Here is a 19,670-nt window from a genome sequence, read left to right on the forward strand (position 1 = left end):
CCCCCTTCCGGGTGACGCCGCCCCGCCAGGTCACCCCGGACTCCACCACGAACCCCATCCGGGCCGCCGCCGCTGAGCCGACGCCCGTGGTGCCGAGCGCCGCGAAGAAGGCCGCGCCGGTGAAGAAGACCGCCCCGGCTAAGAAAGCGTCACCGGCGAAGAAGGCGGCTGCACCCGCGACTGACGAGACCGTGAGCGCACCCGCAACCAAGGCGACCAAGAAGGCCACGCCCGCTGAGAAGGCCGTGCCCGCTAAGAAAGCCGCGCCGGCCAAGAAGGCCGCCGCCAAGAAGGCCACTGCGGCGAAGGCCGCATCGGCGGAAGTGCCGGTTGCGAAGAAAGCGGCCAAGGCGACGAAAGCCGCACAACCCGCCGAACCGGTCAAGAAGGTCGCCGCCAAGAAGGCTGCCGCGAAAAAAGCCGTAGTGACAAAGGCCACTCCCGCCGTAGTGACGAACGCCGAGCCCGAACCGATCGTGGGGTCGGCACAGCCCGTGGTCCCTGCGCCACGAACTGCTCCTCCCGCCGCCCCCGCGCCCGAGCCGCAGGACATCGCCCCGGCCGCCGACGCGCCTGAGCCGCAGCGCGCCTACAGCGCGCCCGAGTTGCGGCCCGTTGTGGCGGCCACGCCGCAAAAGGTCGATGACGCCACGTCCGGGCCCGAGCCGGTTGCGGCCGCCCCGGCTGTTTCCGTTGTGGCGAACAAGGACGAATCGTCCGGCGGCATCAACCCCGCGTACCTGCCAGAGGCGTTGGCACTCGCGGCCGTTGAGCGGCTCGGAGCCGGCGCGAAGCGGCGGGTGGACTGGTACAAGGTGACCTACCCCGACGCCGACGGGGATGCGCTCTCGCGGGCCATCACGCGCGAGTTTGTTCGGCGGGCGCGGCGGCAAGGGTTCGCGGCCGGGCTGGTCGGGCCCACCGGGCTGGTGGTCGAGGCCGCCGGGGTGGCGTGGTTGCAGGCCAAGCTGGTGCTGCACCTGGCCGCCGCGTACGGGCACGATCCCGAAGACCGCCGCCGCGCCGCCGAGCTGCTCGTGCTGCAGCGGGTGCACGGGTCGGTCGAGACGGCTGAAGCGGCGGTCATGGCGGCCGAGCGGACCGGGGCTCGGCGGGCCAGTCGGCGGGTCGGGGCCGACCGGATGAGTGCGCCGCTTGCCCGGATGGTTGGGGCCGGACTTCTCCGGGCCGCCGCCACGCGGATCGCGAGGAGGTTCGTGCCCGGGGCCGGGCTCGTCGTGGGCTCCGTCACGGCCGCCCGCAGCACCGAACGGCTGGCGGCCCGCGCGGTGCGGTACTACCGCGGATTCCGAGCCTGACGGCGGACAACCATGAACCCCGGCTGGCGCGGTCGGGGTAGAACTGGGTGTACGGGGAGTGAGGAGAGCCGCCGTTGTGGGCTGGAATACCTTTGTGGACAGCAACCGGAAACGAACCGGCAACGTCTTGGTCACTGTGGAAGCCAATCGCCGCCAAGGCTCGACTCGGCAACGTGAACTGCGCTTATGTATAGTCTCGCCCTGTGTCGCTCCCCTCTGGCGCTATTGAAACTGACGCTGCCGACGTGAACGATATCGACCTCGATGACTTGCACGGTGAGCGAGAACCGGGTGCGCCCAAGGGCGGTCCCGAGACCGAAGTGACCCCCGCCACAAACGAAGAGATCGACGAAGGCCAAAGCGAACCGGAGACCGAACCGGCGGGCAAGAGAGCGTGGCTCCAGCCGTGGGTGCGGTCGCTCAAGGTCGCCGCGGGCGTCTGGGCCGCCGCCGGGGTCGCGTACGTGTTTGTGACGTTCTATGCGTGGCGGTTCATGCCCGACCGCATCCCGCCGGTGCACGACCTGATGGGCACCTGGTACAAGTTCGACACCATCTTCTACGTCCGGATCGCCGAGGACGGGTACCTCTGGAGCAAGTTCGCGCCGGCGTTCTACCCGCTCTATCCGGGCCTGATCAAGCTGGTGAACCCGATCCTCCCCGGCGGCGGGCTCCCGGCGGCGCTGGCGATCAGCGTCTTCTTCGGGCTCGTGGCGCTGGTCATGCTGCACCGGCTCGTGGACGAGGAGTTCGGCGACAAGGTCGCCAGCCGGACGACGTTCTACCTGGCCGCGTTCCCCGCCGGGTTCTTCCTGCTCGCGGCGTACAACGAGTCGCTGTACATCACGCTCGTCATCGCCGCCCTCTACGCCGCCCGCAAGGGCAACTTCTGGTGGGCCAGTGTCTTCGCCGCGCTCGCCGGGTCGACGCGGCTGTTCGGGCTGCTCCTGGTCGCCCCGCTGGCCTACGAGTACCTGCGCCAGCGCGGTTGGAGCCTGCGCAAGGTCCGGTGGGACGCGCTCGGCTTCCTGCTCATCCCCAGCGGCGTCGTCGCGTTCGCGATCTTCCTGCACTCGACGACCGGCGACTGGCTCGCGTTCAGCCATGCGCAGGACGGGTGGCACCGGCAGTACGGGTGGCCCGGCCAGCCGATCTGGAAGACCATCAAGCTGCTCAACGACAAGCCGTTCCTGCAGGACTGGCGCCTGCTGCAGGTGTTCAACCTGATCTCGGTGCTGGGCGCGATCGGGCTGCTGCTGCTCGCCGTGCGCCGGCGCAGCAAGCTGAGCTTCCGCAGCGACCAGTTCTACCTGCTGATCTACGCGGCGCTGCCGATCTTCCTGTTCATCTGCACCGAGACGGCGTTCCCGAACTACCTGATGTCGGCCCCGCGCATCGCGCTGGAGTGGTTCCCGGCCTTCATCGTCCTGGGCATGCTGGGCGCCAGCCGAACGTTCGAGCGCATGTACCTGTTCCTGGCGCTCGTCGCACAAGGGCTCTTCCTGGCACCCATGCTGCTGCAATTGCAGTTCACGGCCTAGGCGGCAGCGGCAAGGACGGCGACGGCGACGGGGGCGGGGCGAGCGGAATCGTCGGCGGCTGCGGGCCGATCACCACGGTGGTCCAGGCCCGCGCCGCCGTACCGTCGCCAAACTCGATCATCCCGAGGTAGCGCTTGTCCGCCGCCAACCCCTGCCACGCCACGTCGAAGTGCAGCTTGTCGTTGGGCGCGACCGGCCGGGTCTTGGGCGTGACGGTCAGGTTCCCGGTGAGCGGGGCGCCGACCACGAACAGGTGCGCCTTCGCCACCTGCTCGTTCAGCGTGGGCGGCAGCGCGAACTGCACGACGTACACCTGGAAGGTCCCGGAACCCCCGGTGAGCGGGACCTCCTCGTCGGACGAGGTCCCGTCGCTGCGGCCGACCAGCTCGCCGTTCTGGTAGACGTAGAGATCCAGGTCGGTGCCGGGCGCCACGTCCGCGTCGTAGGTGGCGAGGCGGGCCAGCTTGGTCGCGGCCGGCAGCGTGAACTCGAAGCTGAAGATCGCCGGGGAGACGCCCGGAGCCGAGGGCACGAACGCCGCGGTACTGCCGATCAGCTTCTGCGCGTGCTCGCTCGAAGCGGCCAGGCCGTACGGGTGAGCGGTGACAGTACCCCCGAAGCCTGCAACAAGGTCGATGCCCGCATGACCGGACGTCCCGGTGCCGATGATCTCCCCCGGCCCGGTGAGCGCGACCGGGCGCACGGCGATCGGGCTGCGCACCGCGTGGCCGCGCAGATCTGTCCAGGTCAGGGCGCCGAAGGAATACTCCCGGTACGCCGCGTCGGTCCGCGTGACCGTGACCGTGAACTTCGCCGAGCCCCCCGCGGGCACGGTGATCGTCGACGGGGTCACGGTGACCGAGGTGCCGGTCGGCGGGGTGACCGCGGCGACGTACACGCTGGGCAGGTCGGTGACGTTGGTGACGGTCCGCGTCACGGTCTGCTCACCGGGCAGCGAGCCGATGCCGATCGACGGATAGTTCAGGTCGCTCGGGTCCGCCGTGCCGACCGTCGGGCACCAGTCGCTCGCGAGCTGGAGTTGGCCGATCCCGCAGGCATACCGCGCCCAGTCCTGCGCCCCCGCGTCGTACACGAGCCCGGGGTCGAAGGCGCGGGCCGGGCGGACCTGGCCGGAGCCGTCGTCGAACGGGTTGGCCGGGCGGCTGCCGCGCTGGATGGCCGCGCCGGTGTTGTCGACGGTGCCGGCCGTGGTCATCAGCGCCGACTTCAGCGCGGCGGGCGACCACTGCGGGTGCCGGGCCCGCAGCAGCGCGGCGATCCCGGCGATGTGCGGGCTGGACATCGACGTGCCGCTCTCGCCGTCCCACAGGTTGCCGTGGTGCCCGGCCGGCGAGACGCCCGCCACGATGTCGACGCCGGGCGCGGTGAGGTCGGGCTTGATCAGGTCCCCGTCGCCGGCGTCGGCCGGGCCGGGCGAGGAGAAGGCGGCCATCGCCGGGGCGCGGGCCACGGTGGTCGTGGTCGCCGACAGCGAGGCACGAGCATCAAGCCTTCTCGTGTACTCCTTGATCTCCGCCCCCGCCCGCTCGTCCACATGCACCGTCGGAATGACGTGGTAATCCGCGTTGAGCGAGTTCTCGGTCGGGTTGTAGAGCACCATCCCGACCCCGCCGGCATCACGCACCGCGATGCTCTTGTCGGTGCGCGGGTTCACGCCCCGCTTGCACAGCACGATCTTGCCCTTGACCTTGGCCGGGTCCAGCGCGCCCGGATAGCACAGCTCGACGCGGTCGGGTTCGGCGCCGGCCAGCCCCACGGCCACCGAGTCGACCAGCGGCGCGGGCGGCACCGGGTCGCCCTGGCCGATGCCCTGGTACGTCTTGCCGCTGCCCAGCGTCACCGACTTGACGGAGCCGCGGTCGTGCGAGCTCGCGGCCACCGTGGTGATCCACGGGGCGTTGTGGCTGACGGTGGACGCGTCGGGCCCGTCGTTGCCGGCGGACGCGGCGACGAACACGCCGGCCGCCGCGGCGTTGTAGAAGGCGAGGCTGATCGGGTCGACGACCAGGCTGCTGGAGCCGGAGACGGAGTAGTTGAGCACGTCGGCCCCGTCGGCGACCGCGTCGTCCACGGCGGCCAGCAGGTCGACGGTCGCGCCCGAGCCCTCCCCGTCCTCCTGGCGCCACAGGGCCTTGTAGACCGCGATCCGGGCGGCCGGGGCCATGCCCGAGACGTTCCCGACGGGCTTGCCGTTGATCGTCGCCGGCACGTTGAAGTCGCCGGCGGCGGTGGTGGCGGTGTGGGTACCGTGGCCGTCGTAATCCCGCGGCGACTGGAACTCGCCGGTCCAGTCCCCGAAGCCGACGCTGTTGTAGAACCGCGCCCCGATCACCTTGTTGTTGCAGGTGATCTTCTGCTGCGGGGTGCCGTTGCCCTCCGCGCACGTGCCCTTCCACTTGCCGTCGATCACGGCCTGGTCGGGGCGGGGCTCGGGCAGCGCGGCGAGGCTGGGGTTCTCGGGCCAGAAGCCGGTGTCGATGTCGGCGATGATCATGCCCTCGCCGGCGTGGGCGGGGTCGCCGAACTGGCTCGCCCACACGCCGTCCGGCCCGGCCAGGCCGAGAAAGGCCGGGGTGGTGATCGTCTGGACCTTGCGCGTCTCGTTCTTCCAGATCCGCTGTACCCCGGGCGTGCGCTGGACCTTCTCGCGCTGCGCGGGCGTCAGGGCGGCGGCGAACCCGTTGAAGGCGGTCTCGTAGTCGTAGATCGTCCGGCCGATCCCGGCTCCGCGCAGCACCGCCTGCCGGTTCGCGCGCACGCCGGCGCGGGCGCTCTCCGTGCGCAGCGCCGGGTCGCCGGCCAGCTGCACGATGTAGATCGCCGTCTCCGCCTTGGCGGACGCGGGAGTCGGCACGAGGAACGCGCCGCTGAGAACGAGGGTGACTGCAAGAATGATCCGGCCCACGAGCCCAGGGTAATTGTCCTAATTTGCCCTATCTCAGGAATGCTAAATGATCTTTGAGCAGCGCGTACCCGACGAAGGACACGATGTCGAGGATCGAGTGCGCGATGATCAGCGGCATCACGCGCTGGGTGCGCCGGAAGAACCAGCCGAACACCAGCCCCATCACGAAGTTGCCGATGAAGCCGCCGAAGCCCTGGTAGAGGTGGTACGAGCCGCGGATCACGGCGCTCGTCACGACCGTCGACCACCAGCCCCAGCCCAGGTCGCGCAGCCGGGTCAGGAGGTACGCGATCATCACGACCTCCTCGAGCACCCCGTTCTCGATGGCCGAGAGGATCAGCACCGGCACCGACCACCAGTGCGTGCCGAGCGCCTCGGGCACGATCTGCGCGCTGATGCCGAGCTGCCGGGCGGCCCACACCAGCCCGAGCCCCGGCAGGCCGATGAGCGCGGCCATTCCGACCCCGAGCAGCAGATCCCGGCCCGGCCGGCGCAGATCCAACCCCACCGCGAGGTCCTCGTGCGACTTCCGCAGCAGGTGTACCGCGAGCAGCGCCGGCACCACACCCAGCCCGATGCCGGCCAGCTGGTACAGCAGGTCCAACCAGGGCCGGTCGGCGACCACGGTGGGATTGAGCGTCGCGGTCTGCTCGGAGAGCGGCTTGACGTACGTCAGCCGGTTGATGATGTTGAGGATCGCGTAAATCGCCGAGCTGCCCAGTGAGACACCGAGCACGAGCAGCACTTCACTCCGGATGCCCCGCCGGTCGATCACCGCGCCAGTGTCGATCACGGCGCAACTGTACTTTCCGAGCCGCGGGCGGGGCGGTCACCGCACCTGGACCGCCCTGCCCGCGCTCACATATCACCGAAGGCGTCGTACTTGATCCGGATCGCCGGGACCTGCATCTCGGCGAGCGTGCGCAGGGTCGCCCGCACCATGGTGGGCGAGCCCGACACGAAGAAGTCGTGGTCGTTCCAGGGGCCGTAGCGGGCCACGATGTCGGAGATGTTGCCGTGCTCGCCCGGGAAGTCCGGGTCGTCGCTCGTCGCGGCGACCACCGACAGCCACGGATAGCGGGCCGCGAGCCGGTTCAGGCAGGCCAGGTCGTAGAGGTCGTCGCGGTCCTTGGCCCCGAAGAACACGTGCACCCAGCGCGTGCGGTTGGCGCGGGTCATCTCCTCGATCAGGGCCTTGATCGGCGCGAGCCCGGTGCCGCCGGCCACGCACACGATGTCACGGGTCGAGCGGCGGTCGAGCGTCATCTGGCCCATCGGCGCGGCCAGCCGGATCATCTCGCCGGGCTGCACCCGCCGGACCAGGGCCGAGGAGACCCAGCCGGCCCCGACGGCGCGCACGTGGAAGTCGAGCGAGCCGTCCTTGCGCGGCGCGTTGGCGACCGAGTACTGCCGCCACAGCCGCGGCTGGAACTTGGTCTCGACGCTCACGTACTGCCCGGCCCGGTACTCCATCGGCTGCATCGGCTTGCAGGTCATGACCGCGATGTCACGACTGCGCCGCTCGTGGTACAGCACCTCGGCGTGCCAGTACGGCGGGTTGCTGGAGTCGGCGTCCGCCCCCTCGATCATGATCTCGGCGATCTTGGCGTACGCGTCGGTCCAGGCCTGGTCGTACTCGATCGTCCACTGATCGCCCGCGTAGGTCCGCAGCGCCTCCATGAGCGCATCGCGCACAACGTCGTAATGCTCCGGTTGCACGTGAAACTTCCGGTGGTCCCGGCCGAGCGACGCCAGGTACTCGTGGAAGTGCTCGGGGTCGTCGACGGTCTGGATGGCCGAGACGATGGCGCCCATCAGCCGGGAGCGCTGAACGTCCATGTGCACGGGGAACAGGTCCCGCAGATTCGGGTTGTTGAGGAACATGCGCGCGTAGAAGTAGCTGGCGAGCTTGTCCTGCTGCTCCTCGACGAGCGTCCAGCTCTCCTTCAATAATCGCGACAGATTGCTCATCGGTGCCCTTCGCCGTCAAACGTCGGTGCCGTGGTGTCCATCAGCGTCACTACCTGCGGAGACCACGCATCGCACTGACTGTGCGACGACGGGTGTGCGGGACCGATATTCCCCGCGACGCGCCGGTGCGGGGCGCTGGACATGCCAGTCGCATCCACCGAACGGTCGCGTCGCACCGGCTGTCCGGCTGGTATCCCGGACCGGTGTCAGGTTGTCTCCAGGCGCACATCAACCCGGAGGTGTCCAGTGCCTGCCGCGTCAATCGACCATCGCCCCGACCGCACCGTTCAGACCGCGCTCGACGAACGGATGCAGAGTTTCGTCCGCCGCCAGGAGATGATGTTCGTCGCCACCGGCGAACCCGACGACGGACATGACTGCACGTTCGTCACCGGCGGCGCGGGCTTCGTTCGCGTACTGAGCGTGAATCGTCTCGCGTGGCCCGAGTTCGACGACGCGAGCCTTTCCACGGCCGTCGCCGACATTGCACGGGATCCGCGCATCAGCCTGTTGTTCGTCGACTTCGCCCGCGGCGCGATCGGGCTGCACCTGAGCGGACTGGCGAAGGTCCTGGACGACGATGCCATGCGCCGGGCGTACCGGCAGCTGAACCTCGACCCCTCTCTCGACCTGGTCGCGGACCGTCGCCCGGCCCGCTGGATCACCGTTTACGTGTCCGAGGCCTACCTCTCAGCGGCCGGCGAACTCGACTGAGCACCTTTGAGCACCGTCGAACAAAACGATACCTAAGCTCATAAGAATCGAACACATTCATTCACGTTCAACGAGACCATATGGGGTTCACACCCGGCTCATCGCCACTCACACTGGGTGGATGGCGCTGAGCCGGGCCGACGCATTTCTCTTGCACCCGTACGATTCTTCGCGCCGCGGCCCCGCCAGGCCGCGGCTTTTTGCGCACTGGCTCGCGCCCATTCACGAGGCGATTGCAGCGACCCGCCCCTTGAAGGAGCAGCGATGACCAGCGACGTGGCAGACGACCGCAAGACCGCCCCGGCCCCCGCGCCCCGCCGGCCCGCCGAGGGCGCTCTGTGGTCCCCCTCCTCGGACGGCCGGCCAGTGCCCGGAACGTCGCCCGGAACGGCCTGGCCCTCGCCGGGGGCGCGCCGCCCGCCCCAGGCCGGGGCCCGTCCGAGCGAGGTGATGGCCGCGCTGGGCATCGTGCAGCTGGGCGACCCGATGCTGACCCGCGGCACCCGCCCGTTCGACCTGCCCCGCGAGCGCGACGAGGCACTGCGCATCCTGGACCGCCTGACGACCACGGCGGATGCGGTGATGAAGGTGCATGACTTCAGTACCGGTGCGATGGGCCTGGCCGCTCCCCAGATCGCCGAACCGCGCTCGATCGCCATCTTCCGCGCGCACGGCGAGGAGCAGGTGGTGCTGATCAACCCACGGGTGATCGAGATCGGCCCGTCTTCCCGTGCCGAGTGGGAGGAGACGACGGAGGGCTGCCTGAGCTTCTTCGACTTCCGCTGCTCGCTGCGGCGGCCGCGGACCGCGGTGATCAGCTACCTGACGCCCATGGGCGCGGAGGCGATCATCACCTTCGACCGGGGGCGGCTGGCCCGGGACGTGCTGCACGAGGTCGACCACCTCAGCGGCGTGCTGTGCATCGACCACGTGGAGCCGGGCGCACCCAGCCTTTCGATGGCCTAACCAGCGACCGGCTCGCGGTTGTCCCAGAGGGCGACGGCGCCGTGCAGGCTGTCCACGCCGACGTGCAGCAGGGACGGGACCCAGGTGTGGGCGAGGTCGGAGCGCATGATCGGGGCGACGTTGAGCACCGAGCAGCCGGCCACGTGCGCGCTCGCCACCCCGACGGCCGAGTCCTCGACGGCGACGCAGTCCGCGCCGGCCAGGCCGAGGAGGTCCATCGCGGCGAGGTACGGCGCCGGGTCGGGCTTGGGCCGGTGCCCGTCGTCGCCGCAGACCACGGCGTCGAAGGTGCCCGGCCCGGCCTCGGCCAGCACGAACCGCACGAGCTCGCGATAGGTCGACGTCACCAGCGCCACCCGCAGGCCGGCGGCGCGCACCGAGCCGAGCAGCGCGCGGGCACCGGGCAGCCAGTGCACGCCGCGGGCGTACGACTCCCGGACCCGGCGCTGGACGAAGGCGACGTCGGCGTGCACGTCGAGCCCGGTCCAGCCGTAGTACCGGTGGATGCGCCGCATCGCCACCGTCGCGTCGATCCCGCTCAGGCTCCGCAGCAGCTCATCGGTGACCTCGGCGCGGCGGGAACGCACCAGGGCGGTGTTCGCGGCGGCCCAGATGGGCTCGCTGTCGATGAGCGTGCCGTCGAGGTCGAATAAGACCGCTTCCGCCACGCGGGCCATCGTAGCGACGGCTCGCGGGCGGTCTCACGCGGCGTACAACTTTTTCACGCTCAAGGTGTACGCATTGTAGCCGAACCCGTCGCGCACGGTGTCACACGCGAGGTGCGACCCCCGAAAGAGTCAGGCCGAGACGTCAGGCCGAGAGCTGGTGGGCCGACGGCGGGACGAAGGGCGGGTCCGGCCAGTCGTCGGCGTCCTCGACCGCGCCCTCGGGGCGGCTGCCCCGGAAGCGCCACTCGAGCCGGTAGTAGTCGTGCAGCGTGGCCGCCTCGGTGTGCCAGGAGAACACCGCGCGCCCGTCGTCCGACAGCTCCTGCGTGATCGGCGTGCGCAGCGGGACCTCCTCCGCCGACAGCGACGTCTGGACGCCCCACACCACCGGGCGCATGCGCGCCGGGAACTCGACCTCGACGGTGAGGTGGCGGGTGGGCAGGCGGATGGCCCGCTCGAACCAGTTGCCCCACTTGTCGATGCCGATGTGCCAGGAGTACGCGATGGTGGTGCGCTGCCCGGGGTACAACGGGAACCGCCCTTGCGCATTCTCGAAGAGCAGCCAGAGCTCCTTGAGGGTGTCGCGGTCGGTCTTGGCCCGCCACTCCATCGGCTCACCGGCGCACGAGGCCACCAGCGACAGCTCGTCGAGCGACAGCGGGTGGTCGTGGTGATGGCGGTTGGAGCGCGCCGGGTCGTCGGGGTAGCGGTCGACCGAGATCCGGACCAGGTACCGCGTGATCGGTTCCGTTCCGGCGTTGTACAGCGCGCGGCGGACCGTGCAGCGGTACTTCCCCTCGACATAGGACAGCCGCGCCGTCTCCCGCTCGACCACGAGCCCGGTGCCCGGCGGCAGCCACTGGTCCGGGACCGGCGGGTCGCGGCCCGGCACGCCCACGCGGCTGCGCGCGGTCGCCCGCAGTTCGTCGTACTCCTTGTACCGCTGCCAGACCGAGCCGCCGCTCTGCAGGATCGCCTCGGCGCGCCGCGCGAAGTCCTCAGTGGGGCGGTGCCGGCCGGCCTCCACGTGGCTGACGTAGGAGGCGTCGAAGCCCATGGCCGCGGCCAGCTGCTTCTTGGACATGCCGCGCTCGACGCGCCACCGCGCGAATTCTGCGACGAACGCCTCCGCCGCCCGCTGCACGGGAGATGGCTCGTTCGTGGTCATGTCCGGTCCAGCCCTACAGGGAGACGGCCCCTGTCCGGTTAGTGTCCACGAGTCCGGCTGTTGACCAGACTGGGGGGACAGATTCCTGACAAAATGGTTGACACCACCGCCGGATTGGTCTTGATCAACGCGTTTCGGTCACGACCCGCTCGACTAGCGACTACCCAACGTCACGACACCCCACCCGCCGAAGTGCGCGAGAGCTATGCTGGTTAGGCTTACCTAATAGCTGTATGGTAGGCGCTTGGCTTGCACTTCTGGGGGTACGCAACGGTGGTGAGCACCAACAGCACGCATGCGCCGACCGCCGCGCCGCGGTTCCGGCTCACCGTGCCCCCGGCGGAAAACGGCGACCCAACGTGACCGCGCTCATCAGCCGCGAAGGGGTCGAGCCCCTTCGTCCGGTCGTCGCCACGCTTGCCGCGCTGCAGAATCGGCACGGTAAAGATTCACTCCAGGGGTTGGTGCCGGATCTCGTCGGCGCCGGCGGCCCGGAGTGGCGCCCCGCGGCCGAGCTCGACGTGGCCGATCTCCTCGACACCGCGGCCCGCCGCTGGAGCGCCCAGCCGCACGCGGCCGCCGCACTCGCGTGGAAGTGCTACTCGTACTGGTGCGCGCTGCCGGCGGTGCTCGGGTTCGCCGCCTCGCGCCGGGTCCCGCTGATGACGCCGGATCACGTGCTCGTGCGGTACAGCGAACCCAGGCCCTTCCTGACCCTCGCCCTGCGCGCCCCGGTGACGGCGGTGCTGGCCGACGACCCGATCGTGGCCACCGACGCGCCCGGGCTGCTGATCGTCGAGAACGAGGACGAGCTGCTCGGGGTGCTGCGCCGCTCGCTGGTCGACGCCCACCTGGACCCGCTGCTGGAGGAGTTCCGCAAGCGGGCGCGCCTCGGCCGCCGGACGTTGTGGGGTTCGGTCGGCTCCGGTGTTGCCTACGGCCTCTCCCGCGCGGCCGATTCGCTGCCGGGTCCGCTGCTCGACACCGCGCACCGGCTGCTGCGGGTGCTGGACGCCGACGACCTGGTTGACCTGAGTCCGCGGGACGGCGGCGGGCTGAACATTCAGCGCAAAACGTGCTGCCTCGCCTTCACGCTGCCGACGCCGAAGGTCTGCACCACCTGCTGCATCCGATAGCCGCGGCACGGCGGGTTTCGCGGACCGCTCGGGATGGGTAGACCGCGTAGGTTGAATCCCATCAGCGAACCGATGTCTGCCACGCACGCAGGGCGCGTCCGCCCTGGGGACCACCTCTGTCTGCCCTTCGCCAGCGAGGCCGAGCAGCGCGAGGTCGTCTCCGCCTTCATCGCGGACGGGCTGCGGCGGGGTGAGCGCGTGCTGTACTTCTCCGACCGCACCAACCCCGACGCTCTCGACGCGTGGCTCGACCCGCGCGGCGTCGACGGCGCGCTCGCCATCGCCCGCGGGCAGCTCGAGGTGCGCGCGGCCGACGGGCACGACGGCTTCGACCCGGCCGAGGTGATCGGCGGCATCCGGAACGCGGTGCGTGACGCGCGCGCGGCCGGGTTCCAGGGACTGCGACTCACCGGCGAGATGAGCTGGGCGCTGCGCGGCGTGCCGGGGGCTACGAAGCTGCACGAGTACGAGTCGGGGGTTTCCTCGACGGTCGTGGACTCGGGCGATCTGGCGGCTGTCTGCCAGTACGACGAAAGGCTCTTCGAACGCGCGGACCTCACCGGTCTGGTGTCGGTGCACCACGGTGTGGTCTGCATCGACCCGCTGCACGACGACCGGCAGCTGCGGATCGTGCCAACGTATGCGCCGCGCGGGCTGCGCATCGCGGGGGTCGTCGACGACGCCACGGCCGCCCCGCTCGCCGACGCCCTGCAGCAGGCGGCGGCCTGGCCGACCGGGGAGCCGCTGCTCGTGCTCGACCTCGCCGAGCTCACCTTCATCGACGTGGCCGGCATCCGCTCGCTGGTGCGCTTCGCCGAGTCGATCGCGCCCGAGCGCCGGGTGCAGGTGCGCCACATGCCCACCTCGATGCGCAAGGTCCTGCACATCGCACGCTGGACGCTGGCCGATGCGGACGAGTCGCCGTGAGCCTCATCCATCAGGCCCTCGTGTTCGACTCGCCCGCCGCGTTCCTCGCGGCGGCGGTTCCGTTCGTGACCGAGGGCCTGCACCGCGGCGACACGGTCATCGCCGTCACCTCCGACGAGAACGAGACACTGCTGCGCGAGCGGCTCGGCGCGGCCGAGGACCGGGTCACGTTCCTGCCCGCCACCGGCTGGTTCGACTCCCCCGGCCGCACCCTCGACGCCCACCACCGCCGCATCGACGCGCTCCCGGGCACCACCGGCATGCTGCGCGTGCTCGGCGAGCCGGTCTGGGCCGGGCGGGACGCGCTCGAAACGTCGGAATGGGGCCGCTACGAATCGGTCATGAACGTCGCGCTGGCCGACTGCCGCGCGTGGGTGATGTGTGGGTACGACACCCGCAACCTGCCCAGCGCGATCGTCGACGACGCCCGGCGCACCCATCCGGCCCTCGCGATCGGCGAGCACAGCGAAGTTAGCGCCACCTATGCCGATCCCGTTTCCTATTACGCCGAGCACAACGTCGCGCTCCAGGACCGCCCGGCCAAGGGCGTCGAATGGCTCCCCGATTTCACAGCCATTGCTCCGGTACGGCAATTCGTCGCCGATCACGCCGAGCGCCTCGGTGTTCCGGCCGATCGCCTCGACGACTTCACGCTGGCGGTGAACGAGGTCGCGACGAATGCGGTCCGGCACGGGGCCGGCCGCGGCCAGGTGCGCCTGTGGGCCACCGACCGCCGGGTGATCTGCGAAATCATGGACGAGGGCAGCGCCCGGGACAGCTTCCTCGGCTTCCTGCGCGCCGATCCGCAGGCCGGCCAGGGCCACGGGCTCTGGATCGCGCGACAGATCTGCGACCTTCTCGAAATGCGTACCGGCGGACCCGGCACCACGGTGCGCCTGCACATGCGGCGCGGGTAGACGGGCGGCGGCATCCCGCGCGGACGTCGCCGCCCGTCCATTTTCTCGTGGCCACCCCCAGCACACGAGAATGCAATCCCTGACTGCAACAACCCCCTTCGGTCGGGCATTTCGGCAATGCATTCACCTTGGCACCGGCCCCGTTCCGGACGCCATCAGCGGTCCTGCTCGCTTCGGACGGGCGGACGGCGGACCCCGTTGGGATGAGCGATTTCCGCGGACGGCACTTACTCAGCGCGCCGGAAACCGGTACTCAGCTACTTCCGGGGGAATCCGGACGGTCGCCGTGTGCAGACTGTTCGTGCTCTAACGATCCTGTCGCGATCCGCGCACACTCTGTGTCGTGAGCATTCAAACGAGCAGCAGCGGCCACGTCGCCAGGCACCGGGCCGCGGGTCCGACCACCCGCATGCTGCGCAAGGTGCGCTGGCTCCGGGTGACGCACCCGCGGTACGCGGCCCCGGCGAGCCCCCAGCTCGACGCCGCCTGCCGCGCCGCCACACCCACCATCGGATAACCACGGGGACACGAGTTCATGACGCGACGCCACACGAAAGTTCTGCGCCGGCCCGACGAGGACGAGTACGTCCCCCGGCACGCCGTGGACCTGCGCAACACCCGCAACGATCTCGACCTGCGCGAACGTTCGGACGCCGAGCTGGGCGCCGACGGGGACCTCGCATCGGCCGAGGACACCTAGTTTTCCGCACAAAAAAGAGGGGCGGCTCTCCGGCCGCCCCTCTTTCTTGTTTCGCTTTTCAGTGCTCAGTCGTCCAGCCAGTCGAGCGGGCGCCGGTTGCCGCCGCTGCCGCGACCCTGGGAGCGGGCGTCGTCGTAGTCGCCGCCACCGTTCGGGCCGTAGCCGCCGCGGTCGTCGTAGTTGCCCGCCGGGCCGCCGCCGGGGCCGTAGCCGTTGCCGGCCCGCGGGGGCTCGGGAACGCGCTCGTAGCCGTCGCGCTCGTAGCCCGAGGCCGGCTCGTACCCGCCGCGACCCGTGTACGGGCCGTCGTAGTCGCCGCCGCCACCGTTCGGGCCGTAGCCGCCGCGGTCAGCGCCGCCACCGTTGGGGCCGTAGCCGCCGCGGTCGCCGCCGGCCGGGTTGTAGCCGCCGCCGGCCGAGGGGCCGTCGCCGTAGCCGCCACCCGCGCCCGCGCCCGCGCCGTAACCGCCGCGGTCGTCGTACCCGCCGCCGCCCTGGCCGCCCGCGCCGGGGCCGTAGCCACCGCGGTCGTCGTAGCCCTGGCCACCCGCGCTCGGGCCGTAGCCACCGCGGTCGCCGCCCTGGCCGCCGTACCCGCCACCGCTGGCGGGGCCACTGCCGGGGCCGTAGCCGCCGCGGTCGTCGTAGCCGCCGCCGGGGCCGCCCTGGGCACCGCGGTCGTCGTAGCCGGCGCCGCCATAGTTGTTGCCACCGGCCGACGGGCCGTCGTAGCCGCCACGCTCGCCGCCGAAGCCGCCGACCGTCGCGGGCGGGCCCTCGTAGCCGCCGCCGCGCTGGCCGCCGTAGCCACCGCCCGGCCCGTCGTAGCCGTTGCCGGCGCCCGGGCCGTCGTAGCCGTTGGCGCCGTAGCCGTTGCCCTGGCCGCCGCCGTAGTTGTTGCCGCCGGTCGCCGGGCTGTTGTTGTAACCGTTGTTGTTGCCGGCGTCGTAGCGCTGGGTCGCGTCCGGGTAGCCGCCGCCCGCGCCGCCGCCGTTGTAGTCCGGGGCGTACGGGTCGACCGCGGGGCCGGGGGCCGGGCGGCCCTGGGCGCCGTAGCCGTTCGCGCCGCCGCCGTTGTACCCGCCGCTGGCGAAGCCCGCGCGGTCGTCGTAGCCACCGGCCGACGGGTAGCCGCCGGGGCCGGGCGGGGGCGCGCCGTACGGGTCCGGCGGGACGTCGTCGAAGACGCCGCGGCCGGCCCGCACGATCGCGGTCGCGTCGTTGTTGCCGCCGCCACGGCCGATCATCGTCGGGGCCGGGCCCATCGCGCCGACCATCGTCGGGTCGGCACCCTGACCGCCGTAGCCGCCGGGGCGCACGCCGCCCGGGGCGCCGCGGCGCGGGGCCGGCTCGTCGTTGTCGTCATCGTCGTCGTCATCGCCGCGGCGGCGCAGCAGCAGCACGATCGCCACGATGCCGAAGCCGACCAGCAGCACGCCCAGCGCGATCAGGATCCAGGAGACCCCGCCGCTGCTCTCGTTGGAGGCGTTGTTGGTCGCGGTGTTCTGCGGTACGACGCCGTTGGCCGACTGGTTGTCGATGATCGCCGGGTCGTTCGCGGTCGGCAGCGGGGCCGCCGACTGCGTGTCCGCCAGCACCGGCAGGCCGATCTTGAGCTGGGTGTTGGCCTTGCCCGCCGTTCCGGTGATCTGCCGGGTCTCGTTGTCGAAGCCGGACGCACCCGCGGTGATCGTCAGGGTGCCCGGCGCGATCGGGTTGGCGTCGGAGCCGGTGAACTTGAACGTGCCGTTCGTCGGGGTCTGCAGCTGCCGCCGCTTGCCCGCGCCGTCCTCGAGCACGACCGTGGCGCCGCCGACGGCCTTGCCGGTCGTCGAGTCGGTGATCGAGCCGGAGACCTCGGTGACCGTGGTCGGCGCCGCCTGCGTGGTCGGCGGGGCCGCGGCGGCCTTGAGGGTGACGTTGAAGTTCTTGGTGTCGGAGCCGCCGTTGGTGACGATCACCTGGCCGCCGCCCGACTTGTTCCCCCCGGCCGGGATGGAGCTCTGGGCCGGCGGGGAGATGCCGATCGGCAGGTTCTTCGGGGTGGCACCCAGCGCCTTGACGTCACAGGTCGTGCTCGTCGCGCCGTCGGTGCAGCCCTGCGGCCGACTCGTGATGGTGAGGCCGAGATCACCGGGAATATTGATGGAGACGGTAGCGTCGCCCTCATCGCCGGTGTTCTTGATCTGAATGTTGACGGTCTGCGCTCCGGCGCCTACGGTCAGTTGCACATCTGGCGCACTGCTTACCACGACATTGGGTCCGGCGGCGTACGCCGGGGCCGTAATGCCGAACAGAGCGCCCGCGGCCAGTACAGCCACCGTCCCCGCCCTGAACAGCAGGGCTCGTCGGTGCGCAGTCACGTCCACACCCCTCCGGATCTTGACTTTCACCCGAGCTTCGCTGCCGAGCATGTCTGTCTATGGTCCAACATGCGAGCGAGGCTCGCCTTGCATGGTGCGCCGCAGCAAACTATGCCCTGTCGGCCGGGGTCGGCGAAACCCGCAGCGTCTTGCAAGCCGCCCACACGGGGTCGTATCGTCCGGCTATGTCCAGTCCGCACCGATATTCCGACACGGTGCAAAGCGTCCTTGATGCCCTGAACGGCGGACTCGATCCGGACCGGATCGCCGTCCGCGACGCCGTCCGGGAACTGCTCGCCGACCTGCGTTCACGCGCACCCGGACGTTCGGTGGAGGTGCGGATTCCTCCTTATGGCGCGATTCAGTGCATCGAGGGGCCGAGACATACGAGAGGTACGCCACCCAACGTCGTGGAGACCGACCCGGTCACGTGGATCGAGATCGCCACGGGCCGGAAATCGTGGCATGAAGCCGTCACGGCAGGGAAGATTCGCGCCAGCGGGATTCGGGCGGATTTATCCGGCTATCTTCCCTTGTAACCGGGCAAATCTTGGGGCAGACTCCTCACCAACGGCCTTCGATACGTCGCTCTGCGTCATGCCCGAAACCTCGCGTACACTGGCTCCCGCGACGGCGACCCAGCTTGTGGCGTCGATTAGCCCCCGGACGGTTCGCCACCCGTCGGACCGCGTCCATCCCAGCGCCACTTCCCCTTTGGTCTTCAGCCACCCCGGCAACTGCGACGACAGGAGCGGCACGTGCCCCGAGGCGATGGCCGGTTGAGCCACGAGCTCGACCCCCAGCGTCCAGGTCCCCAGGACGAGTGCGGTGTGTTCGGCGTCTGGGCGCCGGGCGAAGAGGTCGCCAAGATGACCTACTACGGGCTGTACGCGCTGCAGCACCGTGGTCAGGAGGCGGCCGGCATCGCGGTGTCCGACGGATCCGGTGTGGTGGTCTACAAGGACCTCGGCCTGGTGTCCCAGGTCTTCGACGAGCCGACCCTGGCGAGCCTGCGCGGCCACATCGCGATCGGCCACGCGCGCTACTCGACCACCGGCGGCTCGACGTGGGAGAACGCGCAGCCCACCCTGCGCTCGACCCGCGCCGGCGACGACCGGGCGGGCACCACGATCGCGCTCGCGCACAACGGCAACCTGGTCAACACCGCGGAGCTGGCCCGCCGGGTGGCGGAGCTGCCCGACGTCGAGCCGGACGCGATCAACTCGACCAACGACACCGCTCTGGTGACGGCGCTGCTGGCGGCCCGCCCCGACCTCTCCGTCGAGGCCGCGGCGCTGGAGGTCATGCCGACCCTGCGCGGTGCGTTCAGCTTCGTCTTCATGGACGAGGACACGTTGTACGCGGCACGCGACGTCAACGGCGTCCGCCCGCTGGTGCTCGGGCGCCTCGAGCGCGGCTGGGTCGTGGCCAGCGAGACCGCGGCGCTGGACATCGTCGGCGCCAGCTGGGTCCGCGAGATCGAGCCGGGCGAGCTCATCGCGATCGACGAGCACGGGCTGCGCTCCAGCCGCTTCGGCACGCCGGATCCGAAGGGGTGCCTGTTCGAGTACGTCTACCTGGCCCGCCCCGACACCACGATCTCGGGGCGCAACGTGCACGCCGCCCGCGTCGCCATCGGGCGCACGCTGGCCAAGGAGCACCCGGTCGAGGCCGACCTGGTCATCCCGGTCCCCGAGTCCGGCACGCCGGCCGCGATCGGCTACGCCACCGAGTCCGGCATCCCGTTCGGCCACGGCCTGGTGAAGAACGCCTACGTCGGGCGGACCTTCATCCAGCCGTCGCAGACCATCCGCCAGCTGGGCATCCGGCTCAAGCTCAACCCGCTGCGCGACAACGTGCGGGGCAAGCGCCTGGTCGTCGTGGACGACTCGATCGTGCGGGGCAACACCCAGCGCGCGATCGTGCGCATGCTGCGCGAGGCCGGGGCCATCGAGGTGCACGTGCGGATCTCCTCGCCGCCCGTGAAGTGGCCCTGCTTCTACGGCATCGACTTCGCCACCCGGGCCGAGCTGCTGGCCAACGGCCTCGAACTCGAGGGCATCCGCCGCTCCATCGGCGCGGACTCCCTCGGCTACGTGTCCCTACCGGGGCTCATCGCCGCGACCGAGCAGCCCGCGACCCGGCTCTGCAGTGCCTGCTTCGACGGGCAATACCCGATCGAGCTTCCGGCCGACCATGTGATCGGCAAGCACGTGCTTGAAGGCGTCGCGCGCGCCGCGGGGGCCGCGCCGACCACGAACGAGGGCGGCGCCGCCAGCGTCGCCAGCAGCGTTGGCGGATCTGGCGCGCTGCTGCGCCCGTAATTCCGCCGCCGACAGACATATCGCGGTGCC

General features: G+C 70.7%; 16 protein-coding genes and 1 pseudogene. 11 read left to right on the plus strand and 6 right to left on the minus strand.

Going from position 1 to position 19,670, the window contains the following annotated elements:
• Nucleotides 1–11 precede the first annotated feature (11 nt).
• Entirely contained in the window at nt 12–1,319 is a 1,308-nt protein-coding gene (locus ACQP00_RS50845; protein ID WP_433211608.1) for an EcsC family protein, read from the plus strand.
• Between the two features lie 410 nt (nt 1,320–1,729).
• On the plus strand, nt 1,730–2,860 hold the full coding sequence (locus ACQP00_RS50850; RefSeq protein ID WP_433211611.1) for a mannosyltransferase family protein: 1,131 nt from the start codon (nt 1,730–1,732) through the stop codon (nt 2,858–2,860).
• Here ACQP00_RS50850 and ACQP00_RS50855 read toward each other — a convergent pair.
• From ACQP00_RS50855 to ACQP00_RS50865, 3 genes are all read right to left on the minus strand, one after another.
• A complete protein-coding gene (locus ACQP00_RS50855; RefSeq protein ID WP_433211613.1) occupies nt 2,850–5,786 on the minus strand; it encodes a S8 family serine peptidase in 2,937 nt (978 codons plus the stop codon). The two genes, ACQP00_RS50850 and ACQP00_RS50855, sit on opposite strands and share 11 nt — an antisense overlap.
• A 28-nt stretch (nt 5,787–5,814) precedes the next feature.
• Nucleotides 5,815–6,579 carry a CPBP family intramembrane glutamic endopeptidase gene (locus ACQP00_RS50860; RefSeq protein ID WP_433211616.1) on the minus strand — a complete coding sequence of 255 codons (765 nt, stop codon included), beginning with the start codon at nt 6,577–6,579 and terminating at the stop codon, nt 5,815–5,817.
• Between the two features lie 65 nt (nt 6,580–6,644).
• Nucleotides 6,645–7,757 (minus strand): globin domain-containing protein, encoded by a 1,113-nt coding sequence (locus ACQP00_RS50865; protein ID WP_433211619.1) that lies wholly within the window; start codon nt 7,755–7,757, stop codon nt 6,645–6,647.
• 246 nt (nt 7,758–8,003) lie between these two features.
• Between ACQP00_RS50865 and ACQP00_RS50870 the strand changes: the two genes are divergently transcribed.
• The gene (locus ACQP00_RS50870) at nt 8,004–8,471 is read left to right on the plus strand and encodes a pyridoxamine 5'-phosphate oxidase family protein (protein ID WP_433211622.1); all 468 of its coding nucleotides are present in this window, start codon (nt 8,004–8,006) and stop codon (nt 8,469–8,471) included.
• A 264-nt stretch (nt 8,472–8,735) separates the two neighbouring features.
• Nucleotides 8,736–9,437, plus strand: coding sequence for a peptide deformylase (locus ACQP00_RS50875; protein ID WP_433211625.1), 702 nt, complete (start codon nt 8,736–8,738; stop codon nt 9,435–9,437).
• On the opposite strand, the gene ACQP00_RS50880 is transcribed toward ACQP00_RS50875, so the two are convergent.
• Both ACQP00_RS50880 and ACQP00_RS50885 read right to left on the minus strand, forming a co-directional pair.
• The gene (locus ACQP00_RS50880) at nt 9,434–10,105 is read right to left on the minus strand and encodes an HAD family hydrolase (RefSeq protein WP_433211628.1); all 672 of its coding nucleotides are present in this window, start codon (nt 10,103–10,105) and stop codon (nt 9,434–9,436) included. The genes ACQP00_RS50875 and ACQP00_RS50880 overlap by 4 nt on opposite strands.
• Before the next feature lie 214 nt (nt 10,106–10,319).
• Nucleotides 10,320–11,273: pseudogene (locus ACQP00_RS50885) on the minus strand (helix-turn-helix domain-containing protein); the annotation flags it as partial.
• 464 nt (nt 11,274–11,737) lie between these two features.
• Here ACQP00_RS50885 and ACQP00_RS50890 point away from each other — a divergent pair.
• From ACQP00_RS50890 to ACQP00_RS50910, 5 genes are all read left to right on the plus strand, one after another.
• Complete coding sequence (locus tag ACQP00_RS50890) at nt 11,738–12,409, plus strand: hypothetical protein (RefSeq protein WP_433211631.1); 672 nt, start codon at nt 11,738–11,740, stop codon at nt 12,407–12,409.
• 72 nt (nt 12,410–12,481) lie between these two features.
• Nucleotides 12,482–13,336: an MEDS domain-containing protein gene (locus ACQP00_RS50895; protein ID WP_433211634.1), complete on the plus strand. Its 855-nt coding sequence runs from the start codon at nt 12,482–12,484 to the stop codon at nt 13,334–13,336.
• Nucleotides 13,333–14,253: an anti-sigma factor RsbA family regulatory protein gene (locus tag ACQP00_RS50900; protein WP_433211637.1), complete on the plus strand. Its 921-nt coding sequence runs from the start codon at nt 13,333–13,335 to the stop codon at nt 14,251–14,253. Before ACQP00_RS50895 ends, ACQP00_RS50900 begins: the two co-directional genes overlap by 4 nt.
• Nucleotides 14,254–14,596: 343 nt before the next feature.
• Nucleotides 14,597–14,770, plus strand: a complete 174-nt coding sequence (locus tag ACQP00_RS50905) for a hypothetical protein (protein ID WP_433211640.1) — start codon at nt 14,597–14,599, stop codon at nt 14,768–14,770.
• Nucleotides 14,771–14,788: 18 nt separating this feature from the next.
• On the plus strand, nt 14,789–14,953 hold the full coding sequence (locus ACQP00_RS50910; RefSeq protein ID WP_433211643.1) for a hypothetical protein: 165 nt from the start codon (nt 14,789–14,791) through the stop codon (nt 14,951–14,953).
• A gap of 65 nt (nt 14,954–15,018) precedes the next feature.
• Here the strand turns inward: ACQP00_RS50910 and ACQP00_RS50915 are convergent, their stop codons facing one another.
• On the minus strand, nt 15,019–17,184 hold the full coding sequence (locus ACQP00_RS50915; protein WP_433211646.1) for a carboxypeptidase-like regulatory domain-containing protein: 2,166 nt from the start codon (nt 17,182–17,184) through the stop codon (nt 15,019–15,021).
• Nucleotides 17,185–17,501: 317 nt separating this feature from the next.
• Here ACQP00_RS50915 and ACQP00_RS50920 point away from each other — a divergent pair, with 317 nt between their 5' ends.
• Complete coding sequence (locus tag ACQP00_RS50920; RefSeq protein WP_433211649.1) at nt 17,502–17,855, plus strand: sterol carrier family protein; 354 nt, start codon at nt 17,502–17,504, stop codon at nt 17,853–17,855.
• 219 nt (nt 17,856–18,074) lie between these two features.
• Nucleotides 18,075–19,640, plus strand: coding sequence for an amidophosphoribosyltransferase (gene purF, locus ACQP00_RS50925; RefSeq protein WP_433211652.1), 1,566 nt, complete (start codon nt 18,075–18,077; stop codon nt 19,638–19,640).
• The last annotated feature ends 30 nt before the right edge of the window (nt 19,641–19,670 follow it).

Source organism: Dactylosporangium sp. CS-047395 (assembly GCF_050942185.1).
Lineage (GTDB): Bacteria > Actinomycetota > Actinomycetes > Mycobacteriales > Micromonosporaceae > Dactylosporangium.

Bases quoted from the DNA above. Each gene is read 5' to 3' on its own strand.
- ACQP00_RS50910 (WP_433211643.1), top strand. From the start codon at position 14,789: ATGACGCGACGCCACACGAAAGTTCTGCGCCGGCCCGACGAGGACGAG.
- ACQP00_RS50865 (WP_433211619.1), bottom strand. From the start codon at position 7,757: ATGAGCAATCTGTCGCGATTATTGAAGGAGAGCTGGACGCTCGTCGAG.
- ACQP00_RS50895 (WP_433211634.1), top strand. From the start codon at position 12,482: ATGTCTGCCACGCACGCAGGGCGCGTCCGCCCTGGGGACCACCTCTGT.
- ACQP00_RS50920 (WP_433211649.1), top strand. From the start codon at position 17,502: ATGTCCAGTCCGCACCGATATTCCGACACGGTGCAAAGCGTCCTTGAT.
- ACQP00_RS50875 (WP_433211625.1), top strand. From the start codon at position 8,736: ATGACCAGCGACGTGGCAGACGACCGCAAGACCGCCCCGGCCCCCGCG.